Genomic DNA, 16920 nt, shown 5'->3' with positions numbered 1-16920 from the left:
GCGACGCGCGCCCTTACGCGTACGGCCTGAATGCGTTACGGCCGTTACTTGCCGCGCATCGCGCGACGCGCGCCCTTCGGCGGCTTCATGTTCTGCGGGACCGGGCCCTTGGGCATCGGGGGTTTGGACTGCTTGAGGGCGTTGAGCCGACGATTGAGGTCGTTGGCCTGCTTGGCGGTGATGTTGCGGGGCAGCTTCATCAGCGTCTTGCGCAGTTTGCGCACCGACAGTTGGTCCTCGTCCTCGCCGACCACGAAGTCGTAGATCGGGGTGGTGCCCACGACCCGGTTGAGTTTCTTCTTCTCCTGGTTGATGAGGCTCTTCATCCGGGCGCTGCCGCCTTCGGCGAGCAGCACGATGCCGGACTTGCTGACCGCCCGGTGCACCAGGTCCTGGTTGGGGGACACCGCCACCGCGGGGGTGATGTGCCAGCCGCGCATCTGGTCCACAATGGCGTACGCCGCGCCCTGCTGGCCGACCGCCTGGCCCATCACGGCCTTGCTGGTCCGCCAGTTCAGCACGATCATCATGAAGATGAGGGCCACGAAGACCGCGACGATCGCGAACGGCCACGGCAGCGTCTCGGTGACGAACACCAGCACCGCGCCTGCGGCCAGCGGGATCAGGACGGCCACGATCGCGAGTGGCAGGAATGCCTTGTCCCGTTTCGTCGTGAACGAGAACGCCATCCCGATTTGCTTCATCCGGTCTTTGAAACCGGTTTTCTCCTGCTCCTTAGCCATAATCGAACAGCTTAATAGGCGCGGTTCACGCGACCGGAGTTCGGGCGTCCAGTGCCTGCCGGTACAGCCGTCCGGCACGGTAGGAGGAGCGGACCAGCGGGCCGCTCATGACCCCGGCGTAGCCCATGGCCTCGGCTTCGGCGCTCAGCTCCACGAACTCCTCCGGCTTGACCCAGCGGTCGACCGGGTGGTGGCGCGGGGTGGGCCGCAGGTACTGGGTGATGGTGATCAGCTCGCAGCCCGCTTCGTGCAGGTCGCGCAGTGCCTGCGAGACCTCCTCGCGGGTCTCGCCCATGCCGAGGATCAGGTTGGATTTGGTGACCAGGCCGTCCTCGCGGGCCTTGGTGATGACCTCCAGCGACCGCTCGTAGCGGAAGCCCGGCCGGATGCGTTTGAAGATGCGCGGCACCGTCTCGATGTTGTGCGCCAGCACCTCCGGACGCGCGGAGAACACCTCGGCCAGCTGCTCGGGTTCGGCGTTGAAGTCGGGGATGAGCAGTTCGACGCCGCAGCCGGGCACGGCCGCGTGGATCTGGCGGACGGTCTCGGCGTACAGCCAGGCACCGCCGTCGTCGAGGTCGTCACGGGCGACGCCGGTGATGGTGGCGTATTTCAGTCCCATGGTGGACACCGAATCGGCGACCCGACGGGGTTCGTCGCGGTCCAGCGGCTGCGGCTTGCCGGTGTCGATCTGGCAGAAGTCGCAGCGGCGGGTGCACTGGTCGCCGCCGATGAGGAAGGTCGCCTCCCGGTCCTCCCAACACTCGTAGATGTTGGGGCACCCGGCTTCCTGGCACACGGTGTGCAGGCCCTCGCGGTCGACGAGCCCGCGCAGATCGCGGTACTCGGGCCCCATCTTGGCCTTCACCTTGATCCACGAGGGTTTGCGCTCGATCGGGGTCTGGGCGTTGCGGGCCTCGATCCGCAGCATGCGGCGGCCCTCGGGCTGGACGGTAGTCACGATTGCGAGCCTACGCGCCGATACCGGGTCCCGGCTGTACCTGGTGGGGGTCATCACCTCGTCCGAATCTGTGAGGTCATTGTGGTGCTAAGGTGACGTCATTCACGCTTTTCGTTCGGAGGATTGATGACCACCGGTTACCCGCGTTTTCCCGCCATTCACAACGACACCATCGTCTTCGTCGCCGAGGACGACCTGTGGAGCGTCACGACGGCCGGCGGCACCGCCCGGCGCCTGACCGCGGGGGTCGCGGCGGCAAGCTTCCCGCGGATCTCGCCGGACGGTTCGCTCATCGCCTACACCGGTGCCGAGGAGGGTCCGCCGGACGTGCACGTGGTGCCCACCGAGGGCGGCGAGACCCGGCGGCTGACCTACGAGGGCGGCCGGATCAGCCGGGTCGCCGGTTGGGACCCCACCGGCGAGTTCGTCATCTACGCCACCAGCGCGCACTCGCCGGAACTGCTGGACGTCCGGCTGCGCCGGGTGTCCGCCGACGGCGGCGTGCCCGCCGAGCTGACCTGGGGCCGCGCCACCGCGATCGCCCAAGGGTCGAACGGCGTCGTGGTGCTGGGCCGCGAGTACTGGAAGGACCACGCCCACTGGAAGCGCTACCGGGGCGGCACCGCCGGTCAACTGTGGATCGACGCGTCCGGTGACGGCGAGTTCCGCAAGCTGGTCTCCTTGGACGGCAACCTGTCCTGCCCGCACATCATCGGCGACCGCGTCTACTTCCTGTCCGACCACGAAGGACACGGCAACGTCTACTCCACCGACTTCGACGGCGCGAACCTGCGCCGCCACACCGACCACGAGGACTTCTACGCCCGCGGCCTGTCCGGTGACGGCGCCAGGCTGGTGTACCACTGCGGCGGCAGGCTCTACCTGCTCGACCCGGCCGAGGAGCACCCCAGCGTCGTCGACGTCCACATCCCGGTGACCCGCACCCAGCGCGCCCGCCGCTTCGTCGACGCCGCCGAGTACCTGGACTCGGTGGACCTGTCCGCCGACGCCTCCCACCTGGCCGTCACCACCCGGGGCAAGGCGTTCACCTTCGCCGACTGGGAGGGACCGGTCACGCAGCACGGCGAGGTCGACGGCGTCCGGTACCGGCTGCTGACCTGGCTGCACGACCGCGAACGCCTGATCGCGGCGGTCGCCGACAACGGCCCCCGCGAGGTGCTCGTCGGCATCACCGCCGACGCCTCCAAACCGCCGTGCCGCCTCGACCACCTCGACACCGGCCGGGCCGGGGAACTGGTGGCCTCCCCGACCGAGGGCAAGGTCGTCATCGCCAACCACCGCAACGAACTGGTACTGGTCGATGTGGACGGCGAGGAGGCCACGGCCACGGTCATTGACTCCAGCCGCCACGGCGAGATCTCCGACGTGGTGTTCTCCGCCGATGGCACCTGGCTGGCCTACGCCTGCCCCGAGTCCTCCGGCACCGACAACGAGGACGAGAACGTCGCCCGCTCGACCATCAAGCTCCTCGAACTGTCCACCGGTCGCAAAGCCGTGGCCGCCAAGCGAATCCTCAACGACTTCGGCCCGTCCTTCGACCCGGACGGCAAGTACCTGTACTTCGTCGGACAGCGCGAGTTCAACCCCGTCTACGACTCGCTCCACTTCGACCTGAACTTCCCGATGGGCTCGCGCCCCTACGCGGTCGCGCTGCGCGCCGACGTCTCCCCGCCCTTCGTCCCGCAACCCAAACCGATGCACGACACCGGCGAGGAGTCCACCAAGGACTCCGGAGACGACGAGTCCAAAACCGACTCCGACGACACCACCGACGAGAGCCTCGTCATCGACCTGGACGGCATCGAGAACCGCATCGTGCCGCTGCCGGTCTCCGACGCCAAGTACACCCAGGTCCTGGGCGTCAGCGGCAAGGTGCTGGTCCTGTCCCACCCGGTCGCGGGCCGCATCCGTCCACACCAGGTGGACGACGAACCCGACGGCGTCCTGGACTCCGTCGACCTGGAGACCGGCAAGGTCGAGCGCTTCGCCGACGCGGTCAGCTGGGTGATGAGCACCCCCGACGGCAAGACCGTCCTGTACATGTCGGGCGACAAGATGCGCGTCGTCAAGGCCACCGAGAAGGCCCCCGACGGCGCCGACCGCAACCGCGAATCCGGCTGGATCGACCTAGACCGGCTCAAGGTATCGGTACGCCCCGAACTGGAATGGCCGCAGATGTTCCGCGAGGCCTGGCGACTGCTGAGCGAGAACTTCTGGGTCGAGGACATGTCCGGAGTGGACTGGAACGCGATCTACGAACGCTACGCCCCCCTGGTCGCCCAGCTCTCCACCCGTGGCGAACTGTCCGACCTGATCTGGGAGATGAACGGCGAACTGGGCACCTCCCACGTCTACGAAGCGCTCGGCGACTACCGTCCCGGCCCCCACTACGGCCAGGGCTACCTCGGCGCCGACTTCACAGTAGACACCGACGGCGCCCACACGATCGCCAAGATCTACACCGGCGACCCCTGGAAACCCGACGCCACCTCCTCCCTGCTGCGCCCCGGCGTCGACGCCCGCGTCGGCGACACGGTCGTCGCCGTCAACGGCCAACCCGTCGGACCCACCACCTCGGTGGCCCAGCTCCTGGTCAACCAGGCCGACCAGGAAGTCCGCCTCTCGCTGCGCCGTGGCGAAGCCGACCCCCACGTGGTCGTCGTCCGCGCCCTGTCCAACGAACAACCGCTGCGCTACCGCGACTGGGTGGAAGCCAACCGCCGCGCCGTCTACGACGCCAGCGGCGGCCGACTGGGCTACATCCACATCCCCGACATGATGACCGAGGGCTTCGCCGAATTCCACAGAGGATTCCTCAACGAGTACGACCGCGACGGTCTCGTCGTCGACGTCCGCTTCAACGGCGGCGGCCACGTCTCCCCACTCCTGCTCGAAAAACTCGCGCGCCGCCGCATCGGCTACAACTTCTCCCGCTGGAGCCGCCCCGCCCCCTACCCCCGCGAAAGCCCGTGCGGAGCGATGGTCGCGCTCATCAACGAATCCGCCGGATCCGACGGCGACATCTTCAGCCACGGCTTCCGCTCCTACAACCTCGGCCCGCTGGTCGGCACCCGCACCTGGGGCGGAGTCGTGGGCTACTTCCCGTGGCGCCCCAACCTGGCCGACAACACCTTCCTGTCCCAACCCGAGATCGCCTTCCACTTCGACGACGCCAAATGGGGCGTCGAGAACTACGGCGTCGCCCCCGACATCGAGGTCGAGTACGCGCCACAGGACTACGCCGCCGGACGCGACCCCCAACTGGAGGCGGGCATCGCCGCGGCCCTGAAGGAACTGGAGAAGAAACCCGCGCACCGACCCGATCCGGCGGACCGTCCCAAGCTCGCCGCCCCGAAGTTGCCGCCCCGTCCGTAACCGGGATTTTCGGCTGGTGGGGTGTGGCACGTTTTCGGGAGTTGCCTTAACCGTGCCACCCCTATCGTGGACTTCAACAGCGTAGGCACCGATTCGACAAGGGGATGAGATGACCGACGAACCGTACATCGACTTCGACGGCGATGGCTCCGAAGACGAGTACAGCACCGAGGAACTCGACGGCGGTGGCTACGCGCACACCAGTGAGGACGGCGAAGTCGCCTACGACTACGACGGTGACGGCTTGATCGACGAGCTGCACACCGACGAGGACGGCAACGGATCCCTCGACACCGTCCACATTGATGAAACCGGTGACGGCTACATGGACTCCGAGGAGTCGCTGGAGGAGGAACCAGCGGACACCGAGGAACCACCGGCCGACACCACGGCAGGATCGTCCAGCGGCATGCCGCTGGGTTACCTGGGCGGCGAGGGCACCGCCTCGGGTACGGAAGAGGAGACCGGCGCCACCGAGAAGCCAGCGGGTAGCTAGCGATCTGTGGCACGCCGGTCATCGAGGGACGACGGGCGGTGAGGGGCAGGGAAGTGAATTCCTGCCCCTCACCAATATGCTCGCGAACCTCGAGACCCCGGTGCGGGCGAAGTGGCACGCATTTGGGATTCTCCTGGCGGGAACAAGCGCCTAACGTGGGCACAACCAGGCGAAAGACCGAAAGACCAAAACAAGGGAAGGCAACACAATGAGCGACGACGTTTTTGTCGACTTCGACGGCGACGGTGCGGGCGACGAGTACGAAACCGAAACCCTCGACGACGGTTCCACGGCCTACATCAGTGAGGACGGCGAGGTCGCCGTCGACGAGAATGGCGACGGCATCATCGAGGAGCTGTACACCGACGAGGACGGCGACGGCAACCTCGACACCCAGATGTCCGACCTCGACGGCGACGGCTACGTGGACACCGAGGCTTCGTTCGAGGGCGACCCGCTTGGTGAGGAAGAGACCAAGGGCGAAGAGTCCAGCGACGACAAGTCCGGTGAGGGCGAGAAGTCGGGCGAGGGCGAGTCCGGTGGCGAGAAGACCGAGGACGACAAGTCCGGTGAGGGCGAGTCCGGCGGCTCCAACAGCGAGGGCAAGGGCGAAGGCGGACTGGACTCCATCTTCTAATCCACCCCGGTACAACAGGGGACAGGGCGCGGGCGCCCTGTCCCCTTTCGCGTGCCCGCGATATCGGCTGGCAGCGGCCGGGGGCGTCGGCTACAGTCGTCGGCACGGCATTGAAGGAGACGAGTAGCACCTCGATACCGCAGTAGGAGAGAACCGCCGGTAGCTGGGAAGGCGGTCTGCGGCCGAGGTTGTGAAGACCCTCCGGAGCCGCGGGAGGAACCGGCCGTTCAGGTCGTAGTAGAGCCCGCCGACTGGCCCACGACACGGGCGACGAACGAGGCCGTGGACTTCCAGTTCACGGTGAAGGTGTGGTGGCACCGCGATATCCCGATCGCCCACACCTCCGGGGTTTCCATCAGAACCAAGGAGGTGTTGAACCACATGTCAACGTCAATGACTGCGCCGAGCCCCGCGGCCCCCACGACCCCGCCAAGGGTGTTGTCGGCCGCGCTGAGTGAACACGTCGGCGCGAGAATCCGGATAGCCGGGTGGCTGCATCGCAGGCGGCTGCTCAAATCGGTGGCCTTCGCGATCGTGCGGGACCGCTCGGGGCTGGCCCAGGTGGTCGTCAGCGAGGAGGTCGCGCGGGCGCGGTTGGAGGAGCTCAACGAGGAGACCGTCGTGGAGGTGACCGGGACGGTGGTCGCCAACCCGGCCGCTCCCGGTGGAGTGGAGCTGGTCGAGCCGGTCATTACGGTGTTGGGAGAAGCCGAGGCTCCGCCGTTCGACCTGTACCGGCCGAGTCTGCGGGCCACGTTGCCGACGCTGTTGGACCGGGCGCCGGTGAGTTTGCGGCATCCCCGGCGCAAGGCCGCGTTCGAGCTGGCCTCGGCCGCGACCATGGGGTTCCGGGAAACCGTGGCCGCCATGGACTTCACCGAGATCTTCACGCCGAAGATCGTGGCCTCGGCGACCGAGTCGGGGGCCAACGTCTTCGCGATCGACTATTTCGGACGACCCGGTTATCTCGCGCAGAGTCCGCAGTTCTACAAGCAGACGATGGTGGGTGTCTTCGAGCGGGTCTTCGAGGTCGGGCCGGTGTTCCGGGCCGAACCGCACGACACCGTGCGGCACCTGGCCGAGTACACGTCGCTGGACGTGGAGTTCGGGTTCATCGAGAGCTACCGGGACGTCGCCGAGGTGCTGCGGGAGGTGGTGGCGGGCATGGTGTCCGCTGTCGCCGAGCGTGCCGCGGCGGCGGTGGCGCTGTTGGAGCCGGTGGTGCCCCAGGTGCCGTCGCGGTTTCCGGAGCTGCACTTCGCCGAGGCGCTGGAGCTGATCTCGCGGGAGACCGGCGAGGACCTGTCGGGTGTCAACGACCTGTCGCCCGCGCATGAGCGCTGGGTCGGGGAGTGGGCGCGGCGGGAGCACGGCAGCGACTTCGCGGTCGTGGTCGGTTATCCGATGAGCAAGCGGCCGTTCTACACCGCCGAGGACCCGGGGCGGCCCGGGTACAGCGACTCGTTCGACCTGTTGTTCCGGGGCACCGAGATGGTGACCGGCGGGCGACGGCTGCACCGGTACGCCGACTACCTGGCGGCGATCGCGGCCCAGGGCGGGTCGCCGGAGCCGTACGCCGGGTACCTGGAGGCGTTCAAGCACGGCATGCCGCCGCACGGTGGCTTCGCGATCGGGCTGGAGCGGTTCGTGGCGCAGCTGACGGGTGTGGCCAACATCCGTGAGGTCACGCTGTTCCCGCGCGACCTGCATCGCATCGCGCCCTGAGTCGGAGGAGCGGGCGGGTTCGGGTTGCCCCGGGCCCGTCCGGTCAGTCCAGGATCAGGTGCATGTGCTTCTCGGTCACCGGGATGACCTCGTCGACGGTGACGTCGCGGCCGGTCTCACGGCTCAGCGAGGTCATGTCCTTGTCCATGATCGCGCACGGGACGATGTGGTCGAAGAAGGACATGTCGTTGTCGCAGTTGAGCGCGAAGCCGTGCAGGGTCACCGCCCAGCGGACCCGCACACCGATGGAGGCGATCTTGCGCTCCGGGCCGCGGTCGTCGGCCGGGATCCACACTCCGGTGCGGTCGTCGATCCGGGTGGTGGCGACGCCGAACTCGCCGCACACCGCCATCAGCATGTCCTCGACGCGGCGCACGTACTTGACGACGTCGATGGGCTTGGTGAGCTTGACGATCGGGTAGCCGACCAGCTGGCCGGGACCGTGCCAGGTGATCTGGCCGCCCCGGTCCACCTCGACCACCGGGGTGCCGTCGTCGGGGTAGGTCCACTTCTCGGTGCGGCGGCCCGCGGTGTAGACGCTGGGATGCTCCAACAGCAGCACCGTGTCGTCGATCTCGTCGTTGATGCGCTTGTCCTGGAGGTCTTTCTGCAGATCCCAGGCCCGCGCATAGTCGACGGTACCGAGTCTGTCGATCTTGAGCGTCCGGGCGCGCGTGTCACTCACGCCGCCAAGCCTAGTGCGGGCCGAGGGGTCGCCGCGGGGCTTGGCAGGGTGGAGCCGGTCACGTGTGACGCGTATTGTCGAAGTCCGCGACCCCCGCGCCGTGAAAGGAACCCCCGTGCGCCTCATGCGTAGAGCCGTACTCGCGGTCGCCGTGCTGTCCGTCGCCGTGGCCACGGGCTGCCAGGCCGACACCGTGGACGACACGGTGCCCCCCTTCTACAACATCGACCAGGCCGAGCGCTCCGAGATGCCCAAGGAGGTCCGGGACATCCTGGACTCCGGCCGCCTGACCATCGGTTCGAAGTTCGACCAGCCGTTGACCGGACTGCGCGACAAGGCCACCGGACGCATCGAGGGTTTCGACGCCGAGATCGGCCGCATCATCACGCAGCGCATCTTCGGGAAGGTCGCCGAGGGGGAGAACCTCGACTTCATCGAGACCGTCCCCGCCAACCGGGAGAAGTACCTGGAGGACGGCACCGTCGACCTGGTGCTGGCGACGTACACCATCACCCCGGAACGCAAGAAGGCCGTCACCTTCGCCGGTCCCTACTACGAGGCCGGGCAGGCCATCATGACCCGCAAGGGCGAGGGCATCGAGGACATCAAGGACCTGTCCAAGAAGAAGGTGTGCGCGGCGGAGGGGACCACCTCGCTGGACAACGTCGAGAAGCACAATCCGCGCGCCAACGTCTCCAAGCCGATGCGCAACTGGTCCAGCTGCCGCCAGGCGCTGCTGGAGAAGGAGTACGACGCGGTCTCCACCGACGACGTGATCCTGTACGGCTTCCTCAGCGAGGATCCGTCCAAACTGGAGATCTCGAAGAAGACTTTCACCACCGAGCCCTACGGCATCGGGTTGCCCAAGGGCTCGACCGAGCTGCAGAAGTTCATCAACGAGACCCTGGAGCTGGCCTTCGACAACGGCGACTGGCAGACCGCCTTCGACAGCACGCTGGCCGTCGCCGAGGTGCCGGACCCCGAGTCGCCGCCGAACATCACCGAGAAATAGTCACCGGACCCGCCCCGGCGTGTCGCTTGACTTGACTATGCTCCCCGTAATGAAATTGGTTTCCAATTTCAATGACGACAAGGAGCACACTCGTGAAAATCGCGTTCGTCGGCAAAGGGGGAAGCGGCAAGACCACTCTTGCCTCCCTGTTCGCGCGCCGGGCGGTCGCGGCGGGACACCCGGTCTTCGCCATCGACGCCGACATCAACCAGCACCTGGCCGCCGCGTTGGGAGTGGACGAGGACACCGCCGCGAAGCTGCCGAAACTCGGTGACCACCTGGCCGAGATCAAGGAGTACCTGCGCGGCGACAACCCGCGCATCGCCTCGGCCGAGGCGATGGTCAAGACCACGCCGCCGGGTTCGGGCTCCCGGCTGCTGACCATCGGCGAGGACAACCCGGTCTACGACGCGTGCGTGCGCAACCTGGCCGGGTTGCGGCTGGCCGTCACCGGCGGTTTCGCCGAGGACGACCTGGGGGTGGCCTGCTACCACTCCAAAGTGGGCGCGGTCGAGCTGATGCTCAACCATCTCGTGGACGGACCCGGCGAGTACGTCATCGTCGACATGGTCGCCGGTGCCGAGGCCTTCGCCTCCGGTCTGTTCACCCGCTTCGACCGCACCTTCCTGGTGTGCGAGCCGACGGTGCGCAGCGTCGGCGTCTACAAGCAGTACGCCGAATACGCCGCCGACTACGACGTGGCCATCTCCGTCATCGGCAACAAGATCGACGAACCCGAGGACGTCGACTTCCTGCGCGAGCACGTCGGCGACGCGCTGTTCGGCTGGTGTGGACGGTCCAAGTTCGTCAAGGCCGCCGAGCGCGGCAGCGTCGGTCCCATCGCCGACCTGGAACCCGAGAACCTCGCGCTGCTGGACCGGGCCCGCGAGCTCGTCGAACTGGGCGGCAAGGACTGGGCCAGGTTCTCCGAGCAGGCCCGGCTGTTCCACCGCCGCAACGCCGAGGCCTGGGGCAACTCCCGCATGGGCGTCGACCTGAGCGAGCAGATCGACCCCGACTTCGTCCTGGGACCCGACAGCACCACCGACACCCGGGGGATGGCGAAAGTCTCTTAGCCGACAGTACGCCTGTCGCGTAACCGTCACGATCATCCTTACCCGCAACGAAAAGGAGAACACCCATGTCTCTCGATGTATCCGCCGAACTGCTCGACAAGGCCGAACGCGGCGAGGTCTCCGACGCCGAATTCGTCGACTGTGTCCGGACCTCGTTGCCGTTCGCCTGGTCCATGATCAGCCGTGTCGTCGGCGACCTGCGCGACGGGGACCCGACCGCCGAGTTCGCCGACAACGTGACCCCGCCGCCGGACGAGGCCGCCAGGGGCCAACTGCTGCGGGCACTCGCCTCCGACGCCATCCGGGGCGGCCTGGAGCGGCACTTCGGCGTGAAACTCGCCTTCCAGAACTGCCACCGGGTCGCGGCCTTCCGCATCAACTCCGTCGACGGCGACCGCTACCGCAAGTTCATCTCCCCGGTGGGCCAGCTGCGCAACCAGTCGCCGGAACTACGCGACTGCTAGAGCTTTCGTCCCTTGAGATCAGTTCCCGGACCCCCTGTGGGGTCCGGGAATTATCGTCTGGAGGGTTCGTCCCTTTGCGAGCCCTGAAAATCCACTCCAAAGATACTTTCGAATATGTTGATTTCGCTGATGGGTCTCAGTATGGTTCGGTAAACATTCCTTCCATATCTGGAGGCGCAGAACAATGCGACGCAGACCGGCACTTCTGACGATCGCGGCGGCGGCCATCATCAGCGCACTCGCCCTCGTGTTCCCCACGGCGACAGCGCAGGCCGACGACGACTCCACACCCGACACCGAGGCGGCGTTCGTGGTCAGCGAGGCCCAGTTCAACCAGATGTTCCCCAACCGGAACCCGTTCTACACCTACGAGGGCCTCACCACGGCGATGAACTCCTACCCGGAGTTCGCCAACTCCGGGGGCGACACGGTCATGAAACAGGAGGCGGCCGCCGCCCTGGCCAACTTCTCCCACGAGACCGGCGGCCTGGTCCACATCGTCGAACAGGACCAGTCCAACTATCCACATTACTGTGACACCACCCAGCCCTACGGCTGCCCGGCCGGGAACGACGCCTACTACGGCCGCGGCCCCATCCAACTGAGCTGGAACTTCAACTACAAGGCGGCCGGTGACAACCTCGGCATCGACCTGCTCAACAACCCGTGGCAGGTCGAGCAGAACGCGGCCGTCGCCTGGCAGACCGGCCTGTGGTACTGGATGACCCAAAATGGACCCGGCAGCATGACCGCCCACAATGCCATGGTCAACGGCGCCGGATTCGGCGAGACCATCCGCGCCATCAACGGCAGCCTCGAATGCAACGGTGGCAACCCGGGCCAGGTGCAAAGCCGCGTCGACAAGTACAAGGCCTTCACCGCCATCCTCGGCGTCGACCCCGGCGGCAACCTCACCTGCTGACCCACCCGCCCACGAATGCCCCCGTCCCGGACCGCCCTGGCGGCCCGGGACTTCCCGTGCCCGGGTGAGCCTGAGCCGACAGCCTGTGATCCAAATCCGGTTGACCGGGTCGCGGGGTGTCCGTTATCGTGCTTGACGTGGGAACAATAGACACGATCGCAAGGCCTTGGCTGTAGTAGTCCGTCGCTGAGCCGCGAAATCTTCGCGCTCCTTCGGACGCCAATGCGCCGACCCCGCTGGCCGGGTGTGCGTTCGCGTTCCCTTTTTCTTTCTCTTGACGCCGGACCTTCGTTCCGGACGCGAATCACGTCTCCACCTGGCGCGGCGGCCTCATCCGCTCATTTTCCGGACGCCCGAGCGTCCGTACAGCCTGGAGGTCAACACCTTGATTCGCGAACATTCACACGCCAACACCACCGTCTCGCAGCTGTCCTTCGCCGAGGTGACCAAGAGCTATGGCGAGCACGTCGTGCTCGACCAGATCTCGTTCACGGTCAGGACCGGGGAGAAGGTCGGCGTCATCGGGGAGAACGGTTCCGGGAAGTCGACCCTGATGCGGTTGATCGCCGGGGTCGAGCCGCCCGACAACGGGGATGTCACCGTTGTTGCGGGCGGTGGGATCGGGCACCTGGGGCAGACCCTGGAGTTGCCCGGCGACAACACCGTCGCCGACGCCATCGACGCGGCGCTGGCCGATCTGCGGGAGCTGGAACGGCTCATGCGGGAGGCCGAGGCGACATTGGACTCCGCCGGGGAGGCCGAGCTGGCCGCCTACGGGGATCTGTTGAGCGCCTATGAGGCCCGGGGCGGCTATGAGGCCGACGCTCGGGTCGACGCCGCCATGCACGGTCTCGGGTTGGCGCACCTGACCCGGGATCGGTTGCTGGGCACCCTTTCGGGGGGCGAGCAGTCGCGGTTGGGGCTGGCCTGCGTGCTGGCCGCCGATCCGGAACTGTTGTTGCTGGACGAGCCGACCAACCATCTCGACACGCAGGCCGTGTCGTGGTTGGAGGATCGGTTGCGGCAGCACCGGGGGACCGTGGTCGCGGTGACCCACGACCGGGCGTTCCTGGCGGCGATCACGTCCACCATCTTGGAGGTGGACCGGGACCTGCGGTCCGTGACGCGGTACGGCGACGGCTGGAAGGGGTACCTGACGGCGAAGGCCGCCGCGAAACGGCGCTGGGAACAGGACTATCAGGACTGGTGCGACGAGATCGAGCGGCTGACCGAGGCGACGCAGACGAACGCGAGTCTGTTCGCCGCCAAGATCAAGTCCGTCAAACACGATCGCAGCGCCAGTCACCGGCGTTCGCACGAGGCGGGCCTGTCGTCGAAGGTCCGGGAATCGCGGGAGCGGTTGCGACGGTTGCGGGAGAACCCGGTGCCGGAGCCGCCGAAGCCGCTGCGGTTCGCCGCCCGCTTCGACGGCGGGAAGGGCGAAGGCCTGGCCGCCGAGCTCATCGATGTGCGGGTCGGCGATCGGCTCCACGTCGACAAGTTCCGGTTGGCGCCCGGACAGCGGATGTTGTTGACCGGTCCGAACGGGGCCGGGAAGACGACGCTGCTGCGGGTGCTGGCGCGGGATCTGAAGCCGGACAGCGGGACTGTTCGCAGACCCAAGCGTCTGGGCTATCTGCGGCAGGAACTGGCGGACAATCCGCCGCGTCGCACAGTGCTGGCGGCGTTCGCCGAGGGGCTGCCCGGCGAGCCGGACGAGCATGTTCAGACGCTGGAGTCGTTGGGGCTGTTGAGCCGTAGCGATTTCACCAAGCTGGTGCCGGATCTGTCGATCGGGCAGCGGCGGCGGCTCGAACTGGCGCGGCTGGTGACCCGTCCGGCGGATCTGCTGGTCCTGGACGAACCCAGCAACCACCTGTCGCTGGCCCTGGTCGGCGAACTGGAGGAGGCGTTGCGCGAGTTCAAGGGCTCGTTGTTGGTCGTGTCGCATGATCGCAGCTTCGCCGAGGGTTTCGACGGCGACCGGGTCGAGCTGCGGGACGGGCGGCTGGTCGAGGCGATGTGACCGGATCCGGGCTACCAGCCGTGGCGGAACGCCTAACCGGCAACGAGAGTGGACGGTGGTGCGCCCGAGGGCGCACCACCGTCGCTTATGGCTTGTCGGGGATCTGGTCTACCAGTTCACCGGGGCAGCGGGTGCCCTCGTCGGGGAGTGTGCCGTCGGCGAAGTAGGCGGTGACGTGGTTGGCCAGGCACTTGTTGCCCAGGACGAACGCGGCGTGGCCGTCGCCGTGTCGCAGAACCGAGGCGTCCGGCAGCTGGCTGGCCACGTTCTCGGCGCCGTGGTGCGGGGTGTTGGCGTCCAGGTCGCCGATACCGACCAGGACCGGCGGCAGGTCGTCGACGTCGAGGCGGTGCGGCGGGTTGGCCGGTTTCGCGTCCATGCCGACGCAGCGGCTCAACTCGGCGCGGGCCGTGACCCAGCCGATCCGGGGCGCGATGTCGCGCAGGCGTTTCTCCAGCTTCAGCGTCTGCCGGTAGCTCAGCTGCTCGGGCATGAAGTCGTTGCACAGCAACGCTCCCTGGACGTGGCCGCCCTTGCCGGTGTCGGGAGGCCAGACGAGTTCGGTGAGGAAATCGGAGGCGTCGCCGTCGCGGGCGGAGTCCATCGCGACCGCGAGCCGGGGCCAACTGGTCGGCGTCAGTCCGAAGTGGCCTCCGGCCAGCAGTTCCCGGACGTTGACCGTCTCGCCGTCGCCCGCGCCGGGGGCGGGGATCGGTTCGGTTTCGGCGCGCTTGACCAGGTCGTCCCAGACCTTCGCGGCGTCTTCGTCGTTGAGGGCGCAACCGTCGCGTGTGGAGCACCAGTCGGCGAACTCGGTGAGCTGCTGTTCGGTGGTGCGCGCGTAGTTGGTGAGCCAGTCCGACAGTTTCGGCTGCGTGTGGTCGGCGACGCCGTCCAGGTACATGCGCTCCACCTTGTCGCCGAACAGTTCGGCGTACGCCTGGCCGTAGGACGTGCCGTAGGAGTTGCCGAAGTACTTCAGCTTCGGTTGGTCGAGCGCCGTGCGCAGGGCGTCCATGTCGTGGGCGATCTGCGTTGAGGTCAGGCCCGCGTACTCGGCTCCGGCGGCCTCACGGCAGCTTCGCTCGTACTTCGCGTTGCGTTTCGCGTGCGCGCGCCAGTCCTTCGCGTCCTCGGCGAGCACCAGGCCCGGATACGGAGCCTGGGACTCGGCACAGTGGATCAGGGTGTCGTTGGCGTCCTTGCCGAGTCCGCGCGGATCGAAGCCGATCACGTCGAAGCGCTCGTTGAGCGCCGCCACGCCCGGCGGCACCTGGTCCGCCTCCAGCGCGGCGGTGGTGTTTCCGGCGCCGAGGTTGACCAGCAGCGGTCTGTCGGCGGCGCCGGGATCGCGGGCGGGCAGTTTGGCGAGGTTGACGCGGGTGGTGGGGCCGTCGGGGTCGTTCCAGTCGACGGGCACGGTCAGCGTCGCGCACTGGGCGCGGCCGCCGCAGTCGCTCCAGTCGAGGTCGGACGACTGTGCCTGCGCGGACGGCAGACCGGTCCACGTCAGACCGGCCGCGACAACGGCGACCGCCGCCATCGCGGGGTACCAACGACGTCTCATGGCTTCACTCCTGAACGGACGGATGGGGGTCGCCGTCAAGCCTGGTGGTTGGCGGCGGCCGTCACATCTGCCCGTGGGAAGCCGGTCGCACTGCCTTTGGAGGGGGCGGTGCGATGACTTTCGTCAGGGGGAGCCTGGGTTGCGGATGTCGCGGCCCATGTCGTGCAGGTGGCCCAGGACCCGGCCCCAGGAGCCGAACATCGAGGTCTGGCAGTAGGCGATGTCGTGCTCGGCGCAGAACTGCCGCACCACCGGTTGCGCCTGGCGCAGGTTCGGGCGCGGCATGTGCGGGAACAGGTGGTGCTCGATCTGGTAGTTCAGGCCGCCCAGCGCGGCGTCGACGAAGCGTCCGCCGTCGATGTTGCGGGCCGTGAGCACCTGCCGCAGCAGGAAATCGGCCTGCTCGCCGTCGGTGAGGACCGGCATGCCCTTGTGGTTGGGCGCGAAGGACGCGCCCATGTACACCCCGAGCAGTCCCTGATGGACGAAGATGAACACGACGGCCGTCCCCGGCGACAGCACGGTGAAGACGATCCCCAGATACGCCACGACGTGGACGGTGAACAGCACCGCCTCCAGACCGCGCGCCCGGATCGGCCGGTTTCGGTTGACGATGCGGCGCAGGCTGTTGAAGTGCATGTGGAACGCCTCCAGGAACAGCAGCGGGATGAACAGCGCCGCCTGGAACCGGACTATCTGCTTGCCGATGCCGCGGCTGCGCGCCGCCTGGGCGTCGGTGAACGCCACCGGGTCGACGTTGAGGTCCGGGTCGCGGCCCTCGACGTTGGGGTTGGCGTGGTGGCGGGTGTGCTTGTCGCTCCACCAGCCGAAACTCAGGCCCAGCCCGAGGTTGCCCAGCAGGTAGCCGACGATCGAGTTGCCGCGTCGGCTGCCGAAGATCTGCTGGTGACCGGCGTCGTGGCCCAGGAACCCGAACTGCATGAACGTCACGGCCATCGCCGCGGCGGTGAACAGCTGCCACCACGAGTCGCCGACCAGGACGAAGACCGCCCAGGCGGCGGCGTAGGCGGCGACGGTCGCGCTGATGCGCCAGGCGTAGTACCAGGGGCGGCGCCGCAGCAGACCGGCGTCGCGAATCTGTTTGGCGAGTTGGGGGTAGCGGCTGGTCTTCTCACCGACGGGCGAAAGAGCGTTCGCGCTCAAGAGGATCCGGCTCCTCACTTTTGGTTGGGTGCATGGAGTGAGATGC

Annotated in this window: 14 protein-coding genes; 9 read left to right on the top strand and 5 right to left on the bottom strand. The window is 67.5% G+C overall.

Features of this window, described 5'->3' with window-relative positions; translation table 11 throughout:
- Positions 1 to 44 precede the first annotated feature (44 nt).
- Entirely contained in the window at positions 45 to 743 is a 699-nt protein-coding gene (locus SNAS_RS24200) for a DUF4191 domain-containing protein (protein WP_013020106.1), read from the bottom strand.
- A gap of 25 nt (positions 744 to 768) precedes the next feature.
- Entirely contained in the window at positions 769 to 1674 is a 906-nt protein-coding gene (gene lipA, locus SNAS_RS24195; protein ID WP_041625142.1) for a lipoyl synthase, read from the bottom strand.
- A 156-nt stretch (positions 1675 to 1830) separates the two neighbouring features.
- On the opposite strand from lipA, the gene SNAS_RS24190 reads away from it, so the two are divergent.
- The 4 genes from SNAS_RS24190 (at position 1831) to aspS (ending at position 7958) form a co-directional block, all read left to right on the top strand.
- Positions 1831 to 5100 (top strand): S41 family peptidase, encoded by a 3270-nt coding sequence (locus tag SNAS_RS24190; RefSeq protein WP_013020104.1) that lies wholly within the window; start codon positions 1831 to 1833, stop codon positions 5098 to 5100.
- Positions 5101 to 5209: 109 nt separating this feature from the next.
- Entirely contained in the window at positions 5210 to 5596 is a 387-nt protein-coding gene (locus SNAS_RS33200; protein ID WP_013020103.1) for a hypothetical protein, read from the top strand.
- A 208-nt stretch (positions 5597 to 5804) separates the two neighbouring features.
- On the top strand, positions 5805 to 6233 hold the full coding sequence (locus SNAS_RS35950; RefSeq protein WP_013020102.1) for a hypothetical protein: 429 nt from the start codon (positions 5805 to 5807) through the stop codon (positions 6231 to 6233).
- A 381-nt stretch (positions 6234 to 6614) separates the two neighbouring features.
- A complete protein-coding gene (gene aspS / locus SNAS_RS24170) occupies positions 6615 to 7958 on the top strand; it encodes an aspartate--tRNA(Asn) ligase (protein ID WP_013020101.1) in 1344 nt (447 codons plus the stop codon).
- A 43-nt stretch (positions 7959 to 8001) separates the two neighbouring features.
- Here aspS and lipB read toward each other — a convergent pair whose 3' ends face one another.
- Positions 8002 to 8643 carry a lipoyl(octanoyl) transferase LipB gene (gene lipB, locus SNAS_RS24165; RefSeq protein WP_013020100.1) on the bottom strand — a complete coding sequence of 214 codons (642 nt, stop codon included), beginning with the start codon at positions 8641 to 8643 and terminating at the stop codon, positions 8002 to 8004.
- A 124-nt stretch (positions 8644 to 8767) separates the two neighbouring features.
- Here lipB and SNAS_RS24160 point away from each other — a divergent pair, with 124 nt between their 5' ends.
- The 5 genes from SNAS_RS24160 to abc-f all read left to right on the top strand — a co-directional run bounded on the left by SNAS_RS24160 (position 8768) and on the right by abc-f (position 14143).
- Positions 8768 to 9655, top strand: coding sequence for a glutamate ABC transporter substrate-binding protein (locus tag SNAS_RS24160; RefSeq protein WP_041625139.1), 888 nt, complete (start codon positions 8768 to 8770; stop codon positions 9653 to 9655).
- Between the two features lie 92 nt (positions 9656 to 9747).
- Positions 9748 to 10731, top strand: a complete 984-nt coding sequence (locus SNAS_RS24155) for an ATP-binding protein (protein WP_013020098.1) — start codon at positions 9748 to 9750, stop codon at positions 10729 to 10731.
- A gap of 65 nt (positions 10732 to 10796) precedes the next feature.
- The gene (locus SNAS_RS24150; RefSeq protein ID WP_013020097.1) at positions 10797 to 11195 is read left to right on the top strand and encodes an SCO5389 family protein; all 399 of its coding nucleotides are present in this window, start codon (positions 10797 to 10799) and stop codon (positions 11193 to 11195) included.
- Positions 11196 to 11379: 184 nt separating this feature from the next.
- The gene (locus SNAS_RS24145; RefSeq protein WP_013020096.1) at positions 11380 to 12117 is read left to right on the top strand and encodes a chitinase; all 738 of its coding nucleotides are present in this window, start codon (positions 11380 to 11382) and stop codon (positions 12115 to 12117) included.
- Positions 12118 to 12502: 385 nt separating this feature from the next.
- Positions 12503 to 14143: a ribosomal protection-like ABC-F family protein gene (gene abc-f, locus SNAS_RS24140; RefSeq protein WP_013020095.1), complete on the top strand. Its 1641-nt coding sequence runs from the start codon at positions 12503 to 12505 to the stop codon at positions 14141 to 14143.
- An 85-nt stretch (positions 14144 to 14228) separates the two neighbouring features.
- Here the strand turns inward: abc-f and SNAS_RS24135 are convergent, their stop codons facing one another.
- Positions 14229 to 15710 carry an alpha/beta hydrolase gene (locus SNAS_RS24135; protein ID WP_013020094.1) on the bottom strand — a complete coding sequence of 494 codons (1482 nt, stop codon included), beginning with the start codon at positions 15708 to 15710 and terminating at the stop codon, positions 14229 to 14231.
- A gap of 123 nt (positions 15711 to 15833) precedes the next feature.
- A complete protein-coding gene (locus SNAS_RS24130; protein WP_013020093.1) occupies positions 15834 to 16874 on the bottom strand; it encodes a fatty acid desaturase family protein in 1041 nt (346 codons plus the stop codon).
- Positions 16875 to 16920 lie beyond the last annotated feature (46 nt).

The sequence above is a fragment of the Stackebrandtia nassauensis DSM 44728 genome (genome assembly GCF_000024545.1).
Taxonomy (GTDB): domain Bacteria; phylum Actinomycetota; class Actinomycetes; order Mycobacteriales; family Micromonosporaceae; genus Stackebrandtia; species Stackebrandtia nassauensis.
Note: the sequence above shows the minus strand (reverse complement) of the source record. Positions and strands in the feature narration are given on the sequence as shown.

What these genes read in the sequence shown, in the direction of transcription:
- SNAS_RS24200 (WP_013020106.1), bottom strand. Translation starts at nt 743, where the DNA reads ATGGCTAAGGAGCAGGAGAAAACCGGTTTCAAAGACCGGATGAAGCAA.
- lipA (WP_041625142.1), bottom strand. Translation starts at nt 1,674, where the DNA reads ATGCTGCGGATCGAGGCCCGCAACGCCCAGACCCCGATCGAGCGCAAA.
- SNAS_RS24190 (WP_013020104.1), top strand. Translation starts at nt 1,831, where the DNA reads ATGACCACCGGTTACCCGCGTTTTCCCGCCATTCACAACGACACCATC.
- SNAS_RS33200 (WP_013020103.1), top strand. Translation starts at nt 5,210, where the DNA reads ATGACCGACGAACCGTACATCGACTTCGACGGCGATGGCTCCGAAGAC.
- SNAS_RS35950 (WP_013020102.1), top strand. Translation starts at nt 5,805, where the DNA reads ATGAGCGACGACGTTTTTGTCGACTTCGACGGCGACGGTGCGGGCGAC.
- aspS (WP_013020101.1), top strand. Translation starts at nt 6,615, where the DNA reads ATGTCAACGTCAATGACTGCGCCGAGCCCCGCGGCCCCCACGACCCCG.
- SNAS_RS24160 (WP_041625139.1), top strand. Translation starts at nt 8,768, where the DNA reads ATGCGTAGAGCCGTACTCGCGGTCGCCGTGCTGTCCGTCGCCGTGGCC.
- SNAS_RS24150 (WP_013020097.1), top strand. Translation starts at nt 10,797, where the DNA reads ATGTCTCTCGATGTATCCGCCGAACTGCTCGACAAGGCCGAACGCGGC.
- SNAS_RS24145 (WP_013020096.1), top strand. Translation starts at nt 11,380, where the DNA reads ATGCGACGCAGACCGGCACTTCTGACGATCGCGGCGGCGGCCATCATC.
- SNAS_RS24135 (WP_013020094.1), bottom strand. Translation starts at nt 15,710, where the DNA reads ATGAGACGTCGTTGGTACCCCGCGATGGCGGCGGTCGCCGTTGTCGCG.